Annotated in this window: 16 protein-coding genes; 7 read left to right on the forward strand and 9 right to left on the reverse strand. The window is 31.9% G+C overall.

Annotated elements, in window-relative coordinates:
- Positions 1-5: 5 nt before the first annotated feature.
- Complete coding sequence (gene lipB, locus BLW23_RS21305) at positions 6-719, reverse strand: lipoyl(octanoyl) transferase LipB (protein WP_093673748.1); 714 nt, start codon at positions 717-719, stop codon at positions 6-8.
- A gap of 66 nt (positions 720-785) precedes the next feature.
- Between lipB and BLW23_RS21310 the strand changes: the two genes are divergently transcribed.
- Positions 786-3,770, forward strand: coding sequence for a zinc-dependent metalloprotease (locus BLW23_RS21310; RefSeq protein ID WP_093673750.1), 2,985 nt, complete (start codon positions 786-788; stop codon positions 3,768-3,770).
- A 65-nt stretch (positions 3,771-3,835) separates the two neighbouring features.
- Here the strand turns inward: BLW23_RS21310 and BLW23_RS21315 are convergent, their stop codons facing one another.
- The 4 genes from BLW23_RS21315 to BLW23_RS23435 form a co-directional block, all read right to left on the reverse strand.
- Positions 3,836-6,586: a TonB-dependent receptor gene (locus BLW23_RS21315; RefSeq protein ID WP_093673752.1), complete on the reverse strand. Its 2,751-nt coding sequence runs from the start codon at positions 6,584-6,586 to the stop codon at positions 3,836-3,838.
- Between the two features lie 141 nt (positions 6,587-6,727).
- Positions 6,728-7,609, reverse strand: coding sequence for a GLPGLI family protein (locus BLW23_RS21320; RefSeq protein ID WP_093673754.1), 882 nt, complete (start codon positions 7,607-7,609; stop codon positions 6,728-6,730).
- Between the two features lie 86 nt (positions 7,610-7,695).
- Entirely contained in the window at positions 7,696-8,532 is an 837-nt protein-coding gene (locus BLW23_RS21325; protein WP_093673756.1) for a GLPGLI family protein, read from the reverse strand.
- A gap of 120 nt (positions 8,533-8,652) precedes the next feature.
- The gene (locus BLW23_RS23435; RefSeq protein ID WP_176829908.1) at positions 8,653-8,799 is read right to left on the reverse strand and encodes a hypothetical protein; all 147 of its coding nucleotides are present in this window, start codon (positions 8,797-8,799) and stop codon (positions 8,653-8,655) included.
- Between the two features lie 122 nt (positions 8,800-8,921).
- Between BLW23_RS23435 and BLW23_RS21330 the strand changes: the two genes are divergently transcribed.
- The 3 genes from BLW23_RS21330 to BLW23_RS21340 are packed head-to-tail and all read left to right on the forward strand — an operon-like array spanning position 8,922 to position 11,875.
- Entirely contained in the window at positions 8,922-10,529 is a 1,608-nt protein-coding gene (locus BLW23_RS21330) for a sensor histidine kinase (protein WP_093673758.1), read from the forward strand.
- The gene (locus BLW23_RS21335; protein WP_093673760.1) at positions 10,522-11,202 is read left to right on the forward strand and encodes a response regulator transcription factor; all 681 of its coding nucleotides are present in this window, start codon (positions 10,522-10,524) and stop codon (positions 11,200-11,202) included. Before BLW23_RS21330 ends, BLW23_RS21335 begins: the two co-directional genes overlap by 8 nt.
- Before the next feature lie 55 nt (positions 11,203-11,257).
- A complete protein-coding gene (locus BLW23_RS21340) occupies positions 11,258-11,875 on the forward strand; it encodes a deoxynucleoside kinase (protein ID WP_093673762.1) in 618 nt (205 codons plus the stop codon).
- Between the two features lie 22 nt (positions 11,876-11,897).
- Here the strand turns inward: BLW23_RS21340 and BLW23_RS21345 are convergent, their stop codons facing one another.
- Positions 11,898-12,626, reverse strand: coding sequence for a TrmH family RNA methyltransferase (locus BLW23_RS21345; protein ID WP_093673764.1), 729 nt, complete (start codon positions 12,624-12,626; stop codon positions 11,898-11,900).
- Positions 12,627-12,697: 71 nt separating this feature from the next.
- Here BLW23_RS21345 and BLW23_RS21350 point away from each other — a divergent pair, with 71 nt between their 5' ends.
- From BLW23_RS21350 to accD, 3 genes are all read left to right on the forward strand, one after another.
- Entirely contained in the window at positions 12,698-15,181 is a 2,484-nt protein-coding gene (locus BLW23_RS21350) for a translocation and assembly module lipoprotein TamL (protein ID WP_093673766.1), read from the forward strand.
- Positions 15,182-15,271: 90 nt separating this feature from the next.
- On the forward strand, positions 15,272-16,333 hold the full coding sequence (gene fbaA / locus BLW23_RS21355; RefSeq protein ID WP_093673768.1) for a class II fructose-bisphosphate aldolase: 1,062 nt from the start codon (positions 15,272-15,274) through the stop codon (positions 16,331-16,333).
- A gap of 96 nt (positions 16,334-16,429) precedes the next feature.
- Complete coding sequence (gene accD, locus BLW23_RS21360; RefSeq protein WP_093673770.1) at positions 16,430-17,287, forward strand: acetyl-CoA carboxylase, carboxyltransferase subunit beta; 858 nt, start codon at positions 16,430-16,432, stop codon at positions 17,285-17,287.
- Positions 17,288-17,581: 294 nt separating this feature from the next.
- On the opposite strand, the gene galE is transcribed toward accD, so the two are convergent.
- Genes galE through galK form a run of 3 tightly spaced genes read right to left on the reverse strand, consistent with a single transcriptional unit; the run spans position 17,582 to position 20,811 of the window.
- Entirely contained in the window at positions 17,582-18,610 is a 1,029-nt protein-coding gene (gene galE / locus BLW23_RS21365; protein WP_093673772.1) for a UDP-glucose 4-epimerase GalE, read from the reverse strand.
- A gap of 33 nt (positions 18,611-18,643) precedes the next feature.
- Positions 18,644-19,657, reverse strand: a complete 1,014-nt coding sequence (locus BLW23_RS21370; protein ID WP_093673774.1) for a UDP-glucose--hexose-1-phosphate uridylyltransferase — start codon at positions 19,655-19,657, stop codon at positions 18,644-18,646.
- A 2-nt stretch (positions 19,658-19,659) separates the two neighbouring features.
- The gene (galK, locus tag BLW23_RS21375; RefSeq protein ID WP_093673776.1) at positions 19,660-20,811 is read right to left on the reverse strand and encodes a galactokinase; all 1,152 of its coding nucleotides are present in this window, start codon (positions 20,809-20,811) and stop codon (positions 19,660-19,662) included.

Below are 20,811 nucleotides of genomic sequence, written 5' to 3' on the forward strand. Positions count from 1 at the left end.
GTTGACTAATCAACCTCTTTTTTTATGTATTCTTCCACTTGAAATAACTCTTTAAAGTGTTTTAATATTTTTTCTTTCACCTCTTCTTCATCAACATTCTTTCCAAGCTCAACATGCATGGAAGTAACTGCTTTTCCTCGTATTCCACAGGGTATAATATTATCAAAATAACCTAAGTCCGCGTTAACATTTAAAGCAAAACCATGCATAGTAACCCATCTACTTGCTCTAATTCCCATAGCGCAAATTTTACGTGCAAATGGAGTACCTACATCAAGCCAAACACCCGTTTCCCCTTCACTTCTTTCGGCTTTTATACCATACTCCGCCAAAGTTAAAATAATTGCTTCTTCAAGAAGTCTTAAATATTTATGAATATCAGTAAAGAAGTTTTCCAAATCCAAAATTGGATATCCAACAATTTGCCCCGGACCATGGTACGTAATATCTCCTCCTCTATTTATTTTATAAAAGGTAGCGCCTTTATCCTTTAATTGATTTTCATTTAATAATAAATTACTTAAATCACCAGACTTCCCAAGTGTATACACATGTGGATGTTCAACAAACAAAAAGTAGTTTGGAGTAATAATTTCTTTATTAGAATTTCGTTTTTCTCTCTTTAATACTACGACTGAATCTAACAAACTGGTTTGCAAGTCCCAAACTTCTTTAAAATCTTTTTTTAATAAATCTTTTATATAAATTTTTTTATTCATAAATTTAACATTAAACCCCCTTTCTGATTGAAAATCAACTTTTAATCAGATTTTAAACATTTTTAAATGAGGAAAAAATACGTAACACTGTTATTTGTATTAGCTTCCATGAGTATGGTTAATGCGCAAAATTACTGGAAAAAATTAGAACAAAAGAAACAATCCCCTAAATCTGAAAAGTACATACGAAAAGAACCTCCGAAAGAACACCAATTATTTTCCCTTGATCTAGAACAATTTAGATCTGATTTAACTACTAATTTTAGTCGATCTCTTGATAAAAGAATTAAACTACCCAATGCTGATGGGACGTTTCAATTATATAGCTTAAAAGAAACACCAGTTTTTCAAGAAGAGCTTGCTCAAAAGTTTCCAGACATTAAATCTTATACCGCCACGGGTATAGATAGTAAAGGTTCTTCTGCAAAAATAACAATGGGTACAGATGGTGTACATATTCTTATTTCATATATTGATAAGGAATCTTTTTATATTGATCCTTATACAAGAGATAATAAAACTTATATAGGATATAAGAAGAGCGACGCAATACATTCTGAAGATAATTTCGAATGTCTAGTAAATGAGAAGAAACATGGAGCAATAGTTTCAAGATCTTTTGGTCAAACAAGAAATGCCAACGACGGGAAACTTAGAACCTATAGAATAGCAATTGCTAGTACAGGTGAGTATTCACAATTCCATTTAACAAATCAAAATATTCCAACAACAGCTACAGATGCGGTTAAAAAAGCTGCCGTTCTTTCCGCCATGAATACCACCATGGCTAGAGTGAATCAAATTTATGAAAGAGATCTTTCCGTAACCATGGTCATTGTTAATAATAATGATCAAATTATTTTCCTAAATGCAACAACCGATAATTTAGATAATGGTTCCGCCGGAACACTGATAGGTCAGAGTCAAACTGTATGTGATAATATTATTGGTTCCGCCAATTATGATATTGGTCATGCCTTCAGCACAGGCGCTGGCGGATTGGCTGGATTAGGGGTTGTTTGTAACACTGCTCGAAAAGCAAATGGAGTAACAGGAAGACCCCAACCCATAAACGATCCATATGATATTGACTATGTAGCCCATGAAATTGGACATCAATTTGGAGCAACTCATACTTTTAATAATTCTTGTCAAGGAAATAGAACGAGTTCTACAGCTGTGGAGCCAGGAAGTGGGTCTACAATTATGGCTTATGCAGGAATTTGCTCTCCAAACGTACAAAGTAACAGTGATGCTCATTTTCATTCCGTAAGTATTGCTCAAATGTGGAACGTCATTTTATCTACAGCAACTTGTGCCGTGCAAACAAACTCGAACAATGCCGCACCCACCGCTCAAGCAGGAAGTGATGTTTCAATTCCGAAATCAACACCATTTTTACTAAATGGTATAGCTACTGACTCAGATGGAGTTTCTTCATTAACCTACAACTGGGAGCAAATTGACACAGAAATAGCTGTAATGCCACCAGTTGCAACAAATTCAGGGGGTCCTTTATTTAGATCCTTACCTTCTAAAACCAATCCTTATAGATATTTTCCAGATATAGAAACTGTTATTGCGGGTAATTCTTCAACTACCTGGGAAGTATTACCGTCAGTTGCAAGAGAAATGAACTTCTCATTTACTGTAAGAGATAACAATCCTGGAGGAAGTGCAACGGCAAGAGACGACATTAAAGTTACTGTTGTAAATACAACTCCATTCACCGTGAACGATCAAGCCACTTGGGCTCAAAACACAAGCAGAACTATTTCTTGGACTGTGGGTGAAAGTAATACAGCTCCCATAAATTGTCAAAAGGTGAATATAAAATTATCAACTAATGGTGGTAATTCATTTGATATTGATTTGGCTACAAATACTGATAATGACGGTAATGAAGTTATAATGCTTCCTGCATCTATTCCTGATTCAGATGAGGCCATTTTAATGATTGAAGCTGCAGATAATGTATTTTATAATATTACTTCAAAATTCATTATTAACTCACAACCAGATTTTATAATTTCCAATATATCTGGCGATGCATCCATTTGCAGTTCCTCAACGTCTCAACATATTTTTGAGTTAGAGTATGCAACTTCAAATGGTTTTGCAGAAACTGTTACCTTCGCTATTACTCAAAGTGTAACTGGTTCTCAAACACAAATTACTCCATCTACGATTTCAGCAAATGGAACTTTCCAAGTACTTGTTTCAAACTTAAATGCTGTTGCAGACGGTAGTCATACTTTTGTTCTCAATGCAAAGTCGGATTCGCTAGAAAAAAACATTAATTTAAAGCTTGATGTTGCTAGTGATATTTGTGATTCCAATGGTAGTTTAACTTATAATACAAGTACAACATTCGTACAATTTAATGAAATAGAGAATCAAACAACTACAAAAGATGCTAATGGATACAGTAACTTTAAATCAATTTCAACGAATGTCGACCAAGAAGCAACTCACCAATTAACTGTCAATACCAATACCGACGGAGATTGGACCACGGAAACTTTTGCTTGGATTGATTGGAATCAAAACTGTGTTTTAGAGTCAAATGAAAAATATGATTTAGGTAGAGTTACTAATAACTCTAATGGAGCTACAAGTAATAGTCCTGTGTCTATTACAATTCCAGGCAATGCAGTTTCAGGATCTACTACAATGCGTATTTCAACAAAATATCTTGGTGACGGAAGTCCACAGGCTTGTGAAGTAAACTTTGACGGTGAAGTAGAAGATTATACAGTTATTGTAAACGAGCCTACTGCCTCTGTTAATGACAACGTTTTTAACAAGTTTAATTTATTTCCTAACCCTACAGATGGAAACTTCAGACTTATATTTGAATTGAAAGATCAAACAGAAGTTTGTTTAGAATTATATGATATTAGAGGTAGGCTGATAGAAAGAAAAGATTTTAAAGAAAACGCCAATTTGTTTTCTAAGGATATCACTTTTAATTCTGTAAATACTGGTCTTTATTTATTACAAATTCAAAATGGAAAGTTTCGAACAACCAAAAAATTGATGGTCAAATAACGACAAAACAAAAAATTGAAACAATAAAACTGTGAGCAATGCTCACCGTTTTCAATTCAAATAATCTACAAATTATACTTAACACTTAAAACAGCAATTCTCGGCTGAATAACATAAGTGCTGTTACTTACTAAAATATCATTACTACTATTCTGATTAAGTCCTGAAGAATCTAAAATATTTGTTACTCCCAACTTATATTCCCAATTACTATTTTTCTTTTGATAGGTTACATCTGCATCTAAAAAACCATATCTATCAATTGTAGTTCCTTGATTTATTACCTGATTATAGGTGTATTTAGAGGTAAACGCAAACTCCTTTAAAAAGAATGCATCGAAATTTAAATAAGGACTATGTGTTGTAAAACTATTTTCAACACCACCAATATTCGAATTATTAATTGCTACATTATAACCTATATCAAAATTTGGAGCTTCTCTAAAATTCGTACTAAATCTCGACTCATAACTTTGAGAAAAAGTTTTAGCTAAACGATTTACAGCTTCGTTTGTTAACCTACTTGTTACCAAACTATTTGACTCACCATAAGTTACATTTCCTCCCAAGGAATACTTAAACTTTCTATGACTCTTCTCAAATCGAAATCTTGCACTTATTGATTCATCTGGAAATTGCGAATTTACGGAGGTTCTTACTTGGTTTACGTCAATAAATTGAGTGTTTGACTTAATAGCATCAATTCTTTTAGTATAATTTATAACCCCAAAAATATTGGTATAATTAAACATGTTAAAGCTAAAATAACTTAAGTTCACATTATGCAACAGAGCATTTTCCAACTCTCTATTTCCAGAATATAAGCTGTTGTAATTATTGAATACATACCCCTCAGCCAATTGATTTACATCAGTAAAACTAGTTTGCATGCTATAATTTAATCGAAGTGTTTCTGATTTTTTCAAGTTTATTTTGATTGATGCATCTGGTAAAAAACGGGTAAAGTTAATACGTTCTGTAGATCCTAATTGAATATTTTTGGTTGTATAATTATGAAGTGTAAACCCTTGATTAAAAGTAAAGATTCCTGTTATAAACTTATAATGAAGTCCTGCATACAAATCATCAAAAGTAAAATTCACATCATTTATACTATTTACATTTGATATAGTATTTCTGTTACCATCTAATATTTCAAAAATATTTGAATCAAATTGTTGATCACTTAATGTAGCCCCTGCCGTTAAATTAATATTATTCTTTGAATTCAAAACATAATAATAATCCAGTTTCCCATCGAATTTATTGGTTTTTATTCGTTTCGTTTGATCTACATTAAAAGGATTTGCAGATACGTTTAACCCGATTAAGTTAGCAAATGATAACCTTTCTAATTCTGCATTATAAAAAGGATCTTCATCTTGCCAAAGATGTTGTCCTTCGAAGGCAAAAATATTCTTATCATCTAAAGTATAGTAGTAGTTTAAATTTTGATTTAGTGAAAATGGATTTTGTTGAGTTAATTGATTAATTGGTACTACTTCATCATCAGCATTTAAATAAGTTCTTGTTGACAAGGTAGTTTGTGTTTGTCTTTGCCCTGATACCTTTGCGAAAACATCATAGTCAAACTGATTATCTGAATTTGGTTTATACGTAGAGCTCACCTTGAACAAACCTAAATCACTTGTTTGAATTGTATTATCTTCCCTTGTTTCAGTTGCTATAATTTCCTGAGATGTAGGAGGTAGGTTATCAATATCAATTCCTGCATTGGAATAAATACTATTTGTTTTTTCTTCCATTTCTGTTGTATTCCCAGAATAAATAGCAAAACCACTGATATCCCAAGTTTTCTTCGGGGAATAACTAAAGTTTACTGCTCCAAATTGAGCTTCGATATTTTTTGCCCTATTATTTCTAAGTGTTAAAAAGGAAATATCATTGGAGGCTACATTAAAATTGGTTCCATTGCTCTCTCCAAAACTTCTAAAACCTCCAGTAAACTTGAAATAATCTCTCATTGTAAAAGCAACTTCGCCAATATTATTTACGTCTGTAATAATATTCAAACTGTACTTTGGACTGTAATAAAACAACTTAGGATGTGCCAAATACCTTTTATCTTCAGTAGCGATACCGACTCCAGCGGTTACTTCACCAAACCAAAAATTCTTCTTTCCCTCTTTTAATTTTAAATTGATAACAACATTATCCTCGTTATCAGTAACACTACTTAGCTGTCGAACCTCGCTGTGGTTCTTTAAAACCTCAACCTTGTCAATAGCGTCTGCCGGAATATTTTTAGTGGCTAATTTGCTATCTCCATCAAAAAAATCTTTTCCTTCGACCATTACCTTTTTAACCGTCTTCCCTTCTACTTCTATTTCTCCATCATCATTAACTTCTACTCCTGGTAATTTCTGTAAAACATCACCTAGTTTTTTCTCCGTACCACTTTTGAAACTATCTGCATCATATACTATTGTATCTCCTTTAACAGTTACAGGCATTTTATAGGTTATATTAACCTCATCTAAAGCATCATCAGAAAGTAATTCGATATCTCTAGTAACACTTTCTTCTTTTGTAATTATCTCTATTTGACTCGTTTTTTTTCCGATATAACTTACTTTTACAGCGTATGAGGTATTCTTCTTTAAATTGAGTTTATAATTCCCATGGGAATCAGTAAACCCATAGGAATCTAACTTTTTAGTTTGCTTGTTAATAGCAATTACATTTGCCATTTCAAGAGGCGTTCCTATGCTATCTTTCACAATCCCTTTCATTGTAACTTGAGCCATAGAAATCCATGTAGTCATGATAATGACTAGTATCAGTAGTTTCTTCATTATGCGTATTTGTAATTTTTGTTTGGAAATACCATTTACCTTTTAAAATAACTGGTATAAGACAGAATTGAACCATCTAACTTCCAATCCCCTATCCTTTGTTAATATATTTAAACAATTAATGAGTTGTGAAACAAAAGGTTAAAAACGACCTCTACCTCTTCCTCTACCTCCTTGTCCTCTTCGCCTTTGAAACATCTCTCTCATTTCTTCCATTTTCTTTTTCATAATGGCATTGTATTCTTCTCTAGTTACTTTATCCCCTTTTGTTGGAGCTTCAATAACTATTTTTTCATTCGGATTCAAGATAATTTCAGAACATAAAATAGTCGTTCTTCCTTCATTTATCTCTAAAATTAACCCTGGCAATCCGAAATATCCTCCTGGTCCATTACTAACAGGGATTTGAGGTGTATACCACGCCGTAACTTCGACAGTTTTTGGAGTTTCAATCTCTTCAGTAACCTTACTTACATTTTCTCTTACCTTCTCTTTTTTATTATCTTTATCCGAACCTTTTCTTCCCCTTCTTCTTCTTCTCATATTTCTCCAATCGAAAGCATCAACTTTTTTAATCATTGTAGCCTTAAAACAAGTATATTTCCCTATTTGTTTTGTTTCTGCTCCTAGTTCCCATTCTGGCTTCTCAGCTGAATCTTCAATTAAAAACCGTTTTCCAAAAAACTCTGTGGACTCGAGCAATACTCTCTCCGATAAATTCTTATATTTTACTCCTCCACCGGTGAATCCTCCAAACCGAAACCCTTTTGTTCCTGGTGCTTCCAACTTTGCATTTTCCTTATACTCAGATTCGTTTGATGTAAATTGAAGCGTATATGTTTTCTCAAGAAAGTTTTTCATACGTTCTTTAATTTGCTTTTTTCTTTCTTCAGGCATATCAGCTCCCCAAGAACTCATGTCAACAGTTGTTTTGGTTTGGTAAACCGCCTTACCTTGTAAATTTTTTTGAGACCAAATTGATGTTGTTATAAAAACAAATAAGTAGATATAGATATTTTTCATTCCCTTTTGTATTATTAATTGTCTATTTTAATTTTAGACATTGAATAAACCAAAAGGTTTAATTGTTAGGCAATATTGAATATCTGTTATCCTTGAATTTCAATACTTATTGATTCTCCATCCTTACTACTTCTTCTACTTTTAAATCGTTCCATCATGTCCTTAGAATGTTTTTCAATGATCTCATCAAACTTAGATTGGGTTACTTTTTTACCTTTTTTAGGTTCCTTTATTTCAATTTTATTGTCTGTGTTTAAAATGATCTCTGTACAAGCAATTGTTAACGTGCCATCTTGTATTTCCAATATTAATCCTGGTAATCCCCAAAACATTTCAGGTCCATTATTTACTGGTATTTCCGGAGTATACCAAGCTACAGTTTCAATAGTTATCTTATCATTTTTTTCTTCTTTTTCACCATCAGTCATGCTGAATGACATTCTTGTTTCTTCTCTTGTTCTGGTTGCTTTATAACAAGTGTATTTACCAATATTTTTGGTTTCTCCGGAAAGCTTCCATCCATAATCTTCTAATTTATCATGAATTAAAAAACGTTTACCACTAATTTCAGTTTTATTGGCATAGCGCTTATCTTTCGTATTCTTATATAAAACATCCGTTCCTCCTCCGCTTCCAATAATTTGCACCTGAACACCGCTTGTACTTATTTGAGGTGATGACAACTGTTCATCTTGCTTGTAGGTAGATTCAGATTTATTGAAATTTAAAATAAAAGTCTTTTGAAATTGTTTCATAAGTTGCGCCTGCAATTGTTTCTGCATAGATGAATTAGGAGCTCCTTTACCATTATCGATTTTTAAATCAACCTTTCTATGAGTTTTATACACTGCTTTTCCTTGAAACTTTTGTCCGAACATGGTTACTGTACTCAACAGTAACATCATTAAAATTTTAGTTTTCATTAATTTGTCTTTTTATTTTATTAGTCTTTCTTAATATTTCTATTTATTTAATTTAGTAATATTCCATCCGCTGTATTCTTCTATTGAATAACGTATTTCAAATGTTATGAATTAATCATTTCAAGTTTTTCCTAAGAAATAATATTGAACTCCAATAATAAGTTGACAGTCTTCAAAACACACTTCTATATCATCCGTATTTCCGTCTTGAACATCTATTAACTTCACCGTCAAGAACAACCACATTATTAAAGAAACATGTAACATTGGAATTGTTTTTAAATATTCACTCTACAAAGATGTTTTATCTTATTATTGTTTTGAGTTAAGCAATGTTAACTAATGTTAACCAAGTTCATTTGTAGGTTTTTAGTAAGTATATTTGAACTATGAATAACAGAAAATACAATTGGATACTCTATTTAATTTCACTTACTATTGTTACCACAATAGCAGTCCAACTGTATTGGAACTATAAAAACTATAAACAAAACAAGCAGTATATCATTAACGAAATTCAAAAAAGCTTTGATAGTTCTATTGAAGAGTATTTTGCTAAACTAACCAAGGAAAGCTTGTATACTATTGTTCAACCTAAGAAAAAGAAGAAAAATTATTTACCAAAAAGTTTTAATCTTGATTCTGTTCTCAAGTCCGTAACTCAAAACTCAAAATCTACAAAAGACAACCTTTCTTTTCAAATCTCTTCCTTAGAAATCGCTACCGATAATTCAGGTGAACTAAAAAAAATGGATTCTATTTTTTTCAATTCATTATTAGACGATGTTCATGCTAATTTAGGTAAAAAGAAACATCTCGAAAGTTCAACAAAAGATTCTAAAGAAGAGCAATTAATTATTAAAGAAAAAGCAAATGATATATTTCTTACCGATCCATTAGAAACTGAGGATATCAAAATATTTTCAGGTAAAAAAGCGAACGATAGTTTAAACTTAATAAAAGGGTTACAAACTATTTTTATCACAGTAAAAAATGACACATTAAATCACTCAAAAGTCGATTCAATATTATCACGTTCTTTATCAAAAAAAGGGATTAGCTCATCTTTCTATTTACATCATATAAAAAATGATTCTTTATTTTTTGATTCTAAAAAAAATGAGCAGCCCAATTATAAACTTTCAGCAGACGCCAAATCAACATATTTGCAACTTGATGAAAAATTAACCGTATTTTATAGTAATCCAACTATAGAAATATTAAAAAGAAGTTCAATCGGAATATTATTATCATCAATTCTATCTCTAGCGGTAATCGCAAGTTTGTTTTATATGCTAAAAGTAATTAATAAGCAAAAGGAACTCGCCGAAATCAAAAATGATTTGATTAGCAATATTACGCATGAATTTAAAACTCCTATCACCACAGTCTCAACAGCTATTGAGGCAATCGATAATTTTAATATTATTAATGATAAAGAAAAGACGAAAAAATATCTATCAATTTCTTCTGTACAGCTGAAAAAATTACATCAAATGGTAGAAAAACTTTTAGAAACAGCTACTTTAGACAGTGAAAAATTACTATTAAAAAAAGAAGAAGTAGATATCGTTGAACTCATTGAAAAAAACACAACTAAACATCAACTTATTTCAAAAAATAAAACCATTACTTTCTCTTCTAGCGTTAGTACTTGCTTCATGAAAATTGATTTGTTTCACTTTGAAAATGCAATTTCGAATTTAATTGATAATGCTGTTAAGTATGGAGGTGATGTTATTGAAATTAATATTAATAAAGTTCTTGATTCAATTGAAATAGCCATTGCCGATAATGGCAAGGGAATTGAAAAAAATCAACAAGAAAAAATTTTCGACAAATTCTACAGAGTTCCTAAAGGGAATACTCACGATGTAAAAGGATTTGGAATTGGCCTCTTTTACACAAAAAAAATTATCGAAAAGCATCATGGTAATATCGCATTATCATCAAATACAAAACATACCATATTCAAAATAAATATTCCAAATGACTAAAAAGATTAAATTACTTTTAGCAGAGGATGAACCTAGCTTAGGGTTAATTGTCAAAGAAACATTAGAAACCAGAAATTTTGATGTTTCTTATGCCGATAACGGCAATGAAGCTATAGAGTTCTATAAAAATGAAAAACCTGATATTTTGGTACTAGATGTAATGATGCCTAAAAAAGATGGATTTACAGTTGCTCAAGAAATTCGAGAAAACGACAAAACAACTCCCATTATTTTTTTAACAGCCAAATCGCAAACAAAAGATGTTTTAGAAGGATTTAATTCAGGAGGCAACGATTATCTAAAAAAGCCCTTTTCAATGGAAGAGTTGATAGTAAGGATTAATGCTTTACTTAATAGAATATCTCTTAAAACCAATCATGAACAAATACCCTTAGGTGCTTACATTTTCAATTATACCAAACAATTACTTATCTTAAATGATTCTTCCATATTTTTAACTCACAGGGAAGCTGAGCTGTTATTTCACCTCTATCAAAAAAAGAATGAAGTTCTTGATAGAAGCTATATTTTAAACAAACTATGGGGGAATGATGATTTCTTCAATGCCAGAAGCATGGATGTATTTATTTCAAAATTAAGAAAAAAGCTACAAGAAGATGTTAATGTACAGATTGTCAATATTAGAGGTTTTGGGTATAAATTGATTTGTTAAATCGTTTTCATTAATTATTTTTTTACGTAATTTTACGTTACGAAATTTGTAAATTATGCATGTAGCTATTGCCGGAAATATCGGTGCAGGAAAAACAACATTAACAAAATTGCTAGCGAAACACTACAATTGGGAGCCTCATTTTGAATCTGTTGATGAAAATCCATATCTTGATGATTTCTATGCTGAAATGGAACGTTGGTCTTTTAATTTACAAGTTTACTTCTTAAATAGTCGCTTCCGCCAAATCTTAGAACTAAGAAAAACCGGTAAGAAAGTTATTCAAGATAGAACCATTTATGAAGATGCTCATATTTTCGCTCCTAACTTACATGCAATGGGTTTAATGACAAATAGAGATTATAGCAACTATACTTCGTTATTTGAACTAATGGAAAACCTTGTTACACCACCAGATATATTAATATATTTACGCGCAAACATCTCTACTTTAGTTGGTCAAATTCATAAACGTGGTAGAGAATATGAAAATTCTATTAGTATCGATTATTTAAGCAGATTAAATGAAAGATATGAAGCTTGGATTTCAACCTATAATAAAGGAAAACTTTTAATTATTGATGTTGATAATTTGGATTTCGTAGAAAACCAAGAAGATCTCGGCGCTATTATCGACAAGATCGATGCTCAGATAAATGGATTATTTCAATAGCCTAATTATTTTTAAAAACTATTTAACGCCTTTTAAACTCACTTAACAAAATTGCGGTTGCCGTAGCTACATTAAGGCTTTCCGTTTCTTTTAAGTCCCCAAATCGAGGAATGGTTAACTGATTATTTATAATTGAATCTATTTCTTCGGTTATACCATTAGCTTCATTACCCATAACCAAAATAGCTTTTTGAGGTAAAATTGAACCATATACACTTTCACCGTTCATATCGGCTGTATATTTGGGTAAATCTGAGTTCTTTAAAACTTCTGGCAAATCGGTATAACTAATACAAACCCTTGTTAAAGATCCCATAGTTGCTTGTACTACCTTTGAATTATAACAATCTACTGTGTTTTTTGAACAAAGTAAATTCTTAACACCAAACCAATCACATAATCTTATTATGGTTCCTAAATTCCCCGGATCATTAATTCCGTCAAGTACCACTGTAAAATCATTAATTATTGGCACATCATTTTCGGGAATTTCAAAAAGAGCAAGCACTTTATTTGGTGCTTTCAACGTACTTATTTTTTTGAGTTCTGCTTCTGTAATTTGAGAAACAACAATCTCTTGGTCAAAAGTCATGGAATCATCCGTACAAAACACCTGATTCACAGTTAAATTTGAAGCCAATAACTCTTTTACCACTTTTATTCCTTCCGCAACAAATAATTTATACTTTTGTCTATACTTTTTTTGTTGTAAACTAGTTATCAGTTTAATATTGTTTTTCGATAAGCTCATTAAATAATATTTAACACTTTAACCCTCAAAAAAATAGTATTTTTGATTATTAAATTCTGGACGCTAAGTTAATGAAAAAACTCTTTTTTTATTTTTTACTAATTATCGCATTAGTTGGTTGTAGTACCATAAAATATGTTAGAGAAAGCGAACAACTTTTAGTTAAGAACACTATTTATGTAGATAGTGTAAAAACATCAAAAGAGGAGTTAAATGAGTTATTAATTCAACGCCCAAATCAAAAAACATTTGGACTTCCTCTAGCTTTGTATTTTTATAACTTAGGGAATCCTGACGGTCCAAAAACTTCAGCTACTTGGGGTAAAAAACATCCTAAAACTTATAACTTCTTTAAAAGTGTTTTTTCTGAAAAGCAAAGTATTGCTGTTGCTAAATCAGCTATTGGTTTAAATAAATGGTTTTTAAATAGTGGGCAAGCACCAGTAATTATCAGCGATAAAAAAACAAATATTAGCCTACGAAATTTAAAAACACATTATCAAAATGAAGGATATTTTAAAACAAAAATTAAAGCAACAAAAGATTCATTATCCTTTAAAAAAGGAAGCTTAACATATCATATCCAGAAAGGACAGCCCCTTTTTCTTGACACGATTATCAAAGATATTAAATCACCTGTTTTAGACTCTATATATAAACTCAGTAAAGAAAAAAGCTATCTTAAATCAAATCAACAGTACAAAGACATTGATTTTATTAATGAAGCTAAACGACTTACCAAATTGTTTAGAAACAATGGTATTTATCATTTTGACAAAAACGAAAGCATTGACTTTTATGTTGGAGATACCGCTTCATATAAAACCAATGTTGAATTAGTTATAGCGGATAAAGTTGTTGAATCAAATGGAGAATATATTTCTAAACCGTACAAAGTTCAAACTATAAAAAACATTAATGTTTTTACAGACTATACTTACAGCAAAAAGGACAACTCAATAAACGACACTGCGACTTATAAAGGAGTTAAATTTTATGCCTTTAATAAGCTTAAATACAATCCTAAATTTCTATCGCAATCGCTGTTTATTAAACCAAACACTATTTATAGCGATACACTAAGAACTTTAACAAGAACTCACCTAAGGGGACTTAAAAACTTTAGAGCTACATCCATAAGATTCAGCGAAGTTAATGATCACGAATTAGAGGCCAATATCTTCCTGACCCCGACAGAAAAATACACACTTGGTTTTGACACCGAATTATCTAGATCAAACATCCGTAATTTCGACATCTCTGGTAGATTTTCACTTACCAACAGAAATACATTTAAAGGCGCTGAAATTTTCAAAGTTTCAACTCATGGAGCCTATTTTAATGCAAATAATGGTCCTGGATGGGAATTAGGTGGAGACATTTCATTAGAAATTCCCCGATTCGTTGCTCCTTTTGGATTGCACAAATTCGTTCCTAAAAGAATGTTTCCAAAAACGAAGTTTTATGGAGGTATTAATATTCAGAAAAACATTGGTCTTGACCGACAAAATCTGAATATTGGAGTTGATTATAAATGGAAGTTTGATGCGACAAAAACCATTCAACTCGAATTATTGAACGCTCAATACATTCGAAATTTAAATGTCGATAATTACTTTTCTATTTATAGATCAGAATTTTTAAAGTTAGAAGAAATTTACAAGGATTTTTCAAATAGTGACTCCTTCCTAGACAATATTCCGAGTAACTACGAATCTATTAGAGATTCATTGGATGAAATATTATTGAGTGATCAATATGCCGATACCAACCCTGCTTATTTTTTGACTGCTCTAAATATTGCCGAGCGATTAAACATTGTTACCTCTGATTTCTTAATTCCTGAAATTGCTTATAGCTTTACCTATAACAATCAGAAAAATGTTAAAGATCAAGACTTTTCTTTCTTTAAAATTCGTGTTGCTAATTCAGGGAATATTATGGGTTTATTATCAAAAAACACCAATAATAACGATCAAAAAACTTTATTCAAAATTCCGATTGCTCAATACTTCAAAACAGATATTGAATATAAAAAATACTGGAGTTTAGGAGGTAATTCCGTTTTAGCTCATAGAACCTTTTTAGGAGCCATTTTCACATATAACAATTCTGATGTTCCTTTCTCTAGAAGTTATTTCGCTGGAGGCTCTAATGATATTCGTGCTTGGAGAACCTATGCATTGGGACCTGGAACGAGACCACCAGCTTTAGAATATAATATTGGAAGTCTAAAATTCATCAGTAGCCTAGAATACCGTTTCGACCTAATCGGGTCTCTCAAAGGAGCTCTTTTTGTAGATAGTGGTAATATTTGGGATATTACAGGCTCTAAATTCATTGATACCAATGCCAAATTCGATAGTTTGAAATCTCTTACAGATATTGCCGTTGGTGGTGGCTTTGGTATGAGATATGACTTCAAATTTTTAATAGCGAGATTAGATTTAGGATTTAAAATGCATGAACCTTATCAGCCTCGAGCAGATCGTTGGTTTAGTAACTTTAACTTCCAAAGTTCTGTGTTAAACATTGGTATTAACTATCCGTTCTAACAAAAACGTTGTAGTAAAAAATCCACTTTACTTTCTGAAAAAAGTGTAGATTTGTTACTTAATAATTGACATAAACTAAAACATAATACAATGATTAAAGCTGGAGTTGCCACTGGTAAAGAGGTTCAAGAAATTTTCAAATTAGCTAAAGAAAAAAGCTTTGCGTTACCTGCAGTTAATGTTGTAGGTTCAAATACTATAAACGCAGTTTTGGAAGCTGCTAAAGAATTAAACTCACCAGTGATTATTCAGTTTTCAAATGGTGGAGCTCAATTTAATGCTGGTAAAGGTCTTTCTAATGAAGATCAAAAAGCCGCTATTGCAGGCGCTGTAGCAGGAGCTAAACACGTTCATTTATTAGCGGAAGCTTATGGTATTCCTGTAATTTTACATACGGATCATGCTGCTAAGAAGTTACTTCCTTGGATTGATGGATTATTAGATGCTAGTGAAAAACACTTCGCTGAAACTGGTAAATCTTTATATAGCTCTCACATGATTGACTTGAGTGAAGAGCCTATAGAGGAAAACATCGAAATTTGTAAAAAATACCTTGCTCGTATGAGTAAAATGGGAATGACTTTAGAAATTGAATTAGGTATTACAGGTGGTGAAGAAGATGGTGTTGATAATAGCGATGTTGATGTTTCAAAACTATACACTCAACCAGAAGAAGTTGCTTATGCTTATGAAGAGTTAATGAAAGTAAGTGACCAATTTACAATTGCTGCAGCCTTTGGAAACGTTCATGGTGTTTATAAACCAGGTAATGTTAAATTAACTCCGAAAATTTTAAAAAATTCTCAAGAATATATTTCTGAAAAATATAACGTTCCAAGTAATACTATTGACTTTGTATTCCATGGAGGATCGGGTTCAACATTAGAAGAAATTCGTGAATCAATTGGTTATGGTGTGATTAAAATGAACATCGATACTGATTTACAATATGCTTTTACTGAAGGTATTCGTGATTATATGGCTGAAAAAGCAGATTACTTACAATCACAAATTGGAAACCCTGACGGAAGTGATATTCCAAACAAAAAATATTATGATCCAAGAAAGTGGGTTCGTGAAGGTGAACTAACTTTTAAAACTAGATTAAAACAAGCTTTTGAGGATTTAAACAATGTAAATACTTTATCGTAATTTTTTTTTTAGATATTTGCACCAGAAAAGTATGTGGCAAACGTAATTATTATTAAACTTGTCACATACTATAAACAAATAACTAAAGACTAATTTATGGCTTGGTTTAAACGTAAAGACAAAGGAATACAAACTCCTACCGAAGAAAAAAAAGACACTCCTAAAGGGTTATGGTACAAAACCCCAAGTGGAAAAATAATAGATACTGATGAGTTAAAAAGCAACTTATACGTAAGTCCAGAAGATGGCTATCATGTACGTATAGGTAGTAAAGAATACTTTGAGTTGTTTTTCGACGACAATGAGTTTACTGAACTTGACGCTAAATTATCATCAAAAGATCCATTAAAATTTGAAGATACAGTAAAGTACCCTGACAGATTAAAAGCCGCTCAAAAGAAAACAGGATTAAAAGATGCTGTTAGAACTGCAGTGGGAAAATCTTTAGGAAAAGACTTGGTAATCGCTGCAATGGATTTCTCTTTTATTGGAGGATCTATGGGAAGTGTTGTTGGTGAAAAAATTGCTAGAGCAATTGATTATTCAATCAAACACGATATTCCTTTCTTAATGATTTCTAAATCTGGTGGGGCAAGAATGATGGAGGCTTCTTTATCATTAATGCAATTAGTAAAAACTTCAGCAAAACTTGCTCAATTAGCAGATGCAAATGTGCCTTACATTTCATTATGTACGGATCCAACCACAGGAGGAACAACTGCTTCATTTGCCATGCTAGGTGACATTAATATTGCTGAACCAAATGCATTAATTGGTTTCGCTGGACCTCGTGTAGTAAAAGACACTACTGGAAAAGACCTTCCTGAAGGCTTCCAACGTTCTGAATTTTTATTAGAACATGGTTTTTTAGATGCTATCTACGAAAGAAAGAATTTAAAGAAACAAATAAATCTGTACATTGATTTAATTCAGAATCAACCTGTCAGAGCATAAAACAAAAGCCAGCTTTCGCTGGCTTTCTTTTTTCCCCTAAAAAATTAAATCGTTACCCGTATCTTCACAGAGTAACGGCGAAAAGTTAGTGATTTTTTCTTAATCTTACTAAAATTAGCCTATAATTAATTATTCTTTAAAGTTTTGAAAAGCAAAACCTTAACAAGATTGCTGTACCTAACACTCATTGTTTTGCTTAAAAAATTACCGTTTATTTATTAAACAATCCATTTATTTCTTAATAGTTTATTTAAGGCTGATATATGTTTAAAATTATTCAAAACAACAATTTTATCACATATCACGAAATGTTTTTTCCCAATTCCATGAAGTTTCAATCATATTTTCGAGACTTAATGTAGCTTCCCAGCCTAGATTATTTTTTGCTTTTTCCGCTGACGCAAATAAAGCTTGTACATCTCCTGCTCTTCTCTTTGTAATTCTATAGTTTATTTTTTCTTTCGTTACCTTTTCAAAAGTATTTATAATGTCCATCACTGTAACTCCTTTTCCCGTTCCTAAATTATATACATCATAATTCTCCTTCATGTTTCCTGACAACAATCTTTCCAAAGCTTTTACATGAGCTTTTGCCAAATCAACTACATGAACATAATCTCTAATAGGCGTTCCATCTTTAGTGTTATAATCGTTACCAAACACCTGTAATTCCTTTAAAACTCCTGCTGCACATTGAGTTACATACGGTAATAAATTATTAGGTATTCCATTTGGTAATTCGCCTATAAGTCCGGATTCATGTGCTCCAATTGGATTAAAGTATCTGAGTGAAATTGTTTTAAATTCGGGGTATGCCTTACTAAAATCTTCTAAAATTTCCTCTGCTATTTTCTTACTATTTCCATAGGGCGAAAAAGCTCTTTTCGTTTGAAAACTCTCCGTAATTGGTAACCTATTTGGATTACCGTAAACAGTAGCGGAAGAAGAAAATATAAAGTTCTTAATTCCATACTTCTTTTGAGCTTCAATAGAGTTTATGAGCGTATATAAATTATTTTTATAATACAAAATAGGTTTTTCAACAGATTCTCCTACTGCTTTGAACGCGGCAAAGTTGATAATTGAATGCGCATCAGAATGCTTGTAATAAGCCCTATCTGCTTCAATCGGGTTCGATAAATCCACTTTTTCAAAAGCTGGTTTAACTCCTGCTATTTGATAAATTCTATCCATTATAAACTCTTTCGAGTTCGATAAATCGTCAAAAATTACCACATCAAATTTATTCTTAATTAGCTCAACGCTTGTATGAGAACCAATATACCCGCAACCTCCTGTAATAATAACTTTGCCTCTACTCATAAATTTATGTTTTACTTGTTTTAATCATCCTATTTAAATTAGTCTTTTTAATCTTTCAACTGCCAATTCTGGTGTAATATCTCTTTGAGGGCTACCAAACATCTCATACCCTACCATGAATTTTTTCACCGACGAACTTCTCAACAATGGTGGATAAAAACTCATATGAAAGTGCCAATGTAAGTTATCTTCTTTGCTAGTTGGTGCCTGATGTATTCCTGCCGAGTAAGGAAATGAGCAATCAAACACTCTGTCATAGGCACTCGTAATCTTTGAAATTGCGTCCGCAAATAAAAATTCTTGTTTTGAATTTAACAAATCAATACTTTGCAAATGGTTTTTAGGAGCTATCATGGTTTCATATGGCCATATCGCCCAAAAGGGAACAAACACTAAAAATTCATCGTTTTCATAAACTATTCTTTCTCCAAGAGAAGTCTCCTGATCGAGATAATCAAGTAACAAAGACCTTCCATTAGATTGAAAATACTCTTTTTGAGACGTATCTTTTTTTATCACCTCATTAGGCAAAGTTGATTGACTCCATATTTGACCATGAGGATGAGGATTACTGCACCCCATAACGGCTCCTTTATTTTCAAAAATTTGAACATAGTTAACGAATTCCTTCGCTCCCAATTCTTGGTATTCTTTCTTCCATGCTTCAACAACATATAGAATCTCATTTGCGGTCATTTCCGCCAAGCTTTTCGAATGGTCAGGACTAAAACAAATAACTTTGCAAATTCCTTTTTCCGTTTCTGCACGCAACAAACCATTATTTATACAGCCATCTTCAACATTTTCTTGTAGTGCCGCAAAATCATTATTGAAAATAAAAACTTGGTCATAATTAGGGTTTACTTCCCCATTTGCTCTAGTATTCCCTGCACACAAGTAACAATTAGGATCATGCTTAAATCTTTTCTCTTTTACAACCTCTTCTTCTTGTCCCTGCCAAGGTCTTTTTGACCTATGTGGGGAAACCAAAACCCACTCTCCTGTGAGTATGTTGTACCTTTTATGTGAATATTCTTGAAAATTCATACTTAATTTTTAATAACACGGGTTCCTGCAGAAAGCTCTACCGAAATAGGCGTACATTCAAACCCAAATTTTTCTTGAAATGAACTACATGTTAGTTCTATAAACTGTTCTACAAACTCTTTTTCTACCAAATTAATGGTACAACCTCCAAATCCTCCTCCCATCATTCGAGCCCCTACAACCCTTTTCGAATTTCTAGCGAAATCAACTAAAAAATCTAATTCTTCACAACTTACTTTATACTGTTTGGACAATCCATTATGAGTTTCATAAAGCAGCATTCCCAATTGTTTAATATTCTTATTTTCTATAGCTTTTGCTGCCAGCATTGCTCTTTCTATTTCCTCAATAACATAAAGAACCATCTTATACTCTTCATTAGAGAACTCATGTTTTCTTTGCCATAATTCTTTTTTTTTAAGATCTCGTAGACTGTTTTTTTGAAACATCTTTGCGGTTCTTTCACAAAGTTCTCTCCTTTGATTATAAGTACTTTCAGAAAGATTATGTTGGACATTAGAATTGATAAGTACTAATTCATAGTTTTCTAGATTTACTGGGTAGGTTTTATATTCTAACGTCCGACAGTCTAGTAATAAAAAATGATCTTTTTCTCCATACATACTTGCAAATTGATCCATAATCCCGCATTTAACTCCTACATAATCATGTTCTGCCTTTTGGGAGATTAAAATCATTTCTTTTTTGGTTAATTGTAAGCCGAACAATTCATTTAATCCAAACACTATGGCATTTTCTAATGCAGCAGAAGATGACAATCCCGCCCCCGCGGGAACATTTCCGCTAAAAGCGACATTCACATTATCTAACACCTTTCCTTTTTTTTGTAATTCTTTAATAACCCCTATTAAATAATTACGCCACCCTCCTCCATCAATTACATGTATTTTATCAATTTCAAATTGAAAAGATTCTTCAAAATCACTGGCTATTACCGTAGATTTTTCTCCATTCGCCTTTTGTATTGCAAGCGCAATTCCTCTATCTATTGCTGCCGGAAATACAAAACCATCATTATAATCTACGTGCTCGCCAATTAAGTTTATTCTACCAGAAGAAAAGACCATTATTGGCTCTTGAGAAAACTCAGACACAAAACTATTTTTAATTTTATTGATTAAAGCTTGTTCCAT

This window comes from Tenacibaculum sp. MAR_2009_124 (assembly GCF_900105455.1).
In the GTDB taxonomy this organism is placed as follows: domain Bacteria; phylum Bacteroidota; class Bacteroidia; order Flavobacteriales; family Flavobacteriaceae; genus Polaribacter.